Below are 1,096 nucleotides of genomic sequence, written 5' to 3'. Positions count from 1 at the left end.
TCTGAAGGCGTTTGTGCTGTTTTCTTCTGCGGCGGGGACGTTGGGTGGTCCGGGGCAGGGGAGTTATGCGGCGGCGAATGCGTTTTTGGACGCGTTGGCACAGCGACGTCGAGCGCTCGGCCTGCCCGCCACCTCCCTCGGCTGGGGCCTGTGGGACACCTCCGGCGGCATGACGGACGAGCTGACCGACACCGACCGTCACCGGCTGAGCCGGTCCGGCGTCCAGGGGCTCTCCACGGGCGACGGCCTGGCGCTGTTCGACGCGGCCTGCGCCACGGAAGAGGCGCACCTCGTGCCGCTCCGGCTGGACCTCCCCGCGCTGCGGGCAGCCGCCGACGGGTCCGGTGACGTACCGGCCATGCTGCGCGGGCTGGTGCCGAAGACCTTGCGTCGCGCTGCGGCGGAGGCCCCGGACGCGGATCCGGCGCAGTCCTTCGCCCAGCGCCTGCGCGCGCTGCCCGAGGACGAGCGCCAAGAGGCCGGCCTGCGCCTGGTCTGTGAGCAGACCGCCGAGATCCTGGGCTATGCGGGGCCTGACGAGGTGCCCGCCGAGCGGGCCTTCAACGAGCTGGGCTTCGACTCGCTGACCGCCCTGGAGCTGCGTAACCGTCTCACCGCGTCGACCGGGCTCCAGCTGCCCGCGACGCTGGTCTTCGACCACCCCACGCCCGAGGCGCTGGCCCGTCACCTCACCGGTGAGGTCACCGGGGCGGGCGGAACGGCGAGCGCGCCGGTGCCCACGCCCACGGTCCCGCCCGCGTGCTCGCTCTCCGAGGCCGACGACGACCCGGTCGTCATCGTCTCCATGGCCTGCCGCTACCCGGGCGGCGTCCGCACCCCGGAACAGCTGTGGCAGCTCGTCGCCTCCGGCAGCGACGTGATCTCCGACTTCCCCGCCGACCGCGGCTGGCACACCGAGGAGCTCTACCACCCGGACCCGGACCACCCCGGCACGACCTACTCCTGCGAGGGCGGATTCCTCTACGACGCGGGCGACTTCGATGCGGGGTTCTTCGGGATTTCGCCGCGTGAGGCGTTGGCGATGGATCCGCAGCAGCGGTTGCTGCTGGAGACGTCGTGGGAGGCGGTCGAGCGG

Annotated in this window: 1 protein-coding gene; it reads left to right on the top strand. The window is 72.6% G+C overall.

What is annotated here, in order from left to right; all coding sequences use genetic code 11:
- Positions 1-13 precede the first annotated feature (13 nt).
- A partial coding sequence (locus OO62_RS36125) for a beta-ketoacyl reductase (RefSeq protein ID WP_346009372.1) occupies positions 14-1,096 on the top strand: 1,083 nt, incomplete at its 3' end.

The organism is Streptomyces lydicus (assembly GCF_000717345.1).
GTDB classification, from domain to species: Bacteria; Actinomycetota; Actinomycetes; order Streptomycetales; family Streptomycetaceae; genus Streptomyces; species Streptomyces lydicus.
Note: the sequence above shows the minus strand (reverse complement) of the source record. Positions and strands in the feature narration are given on the sequence as shown.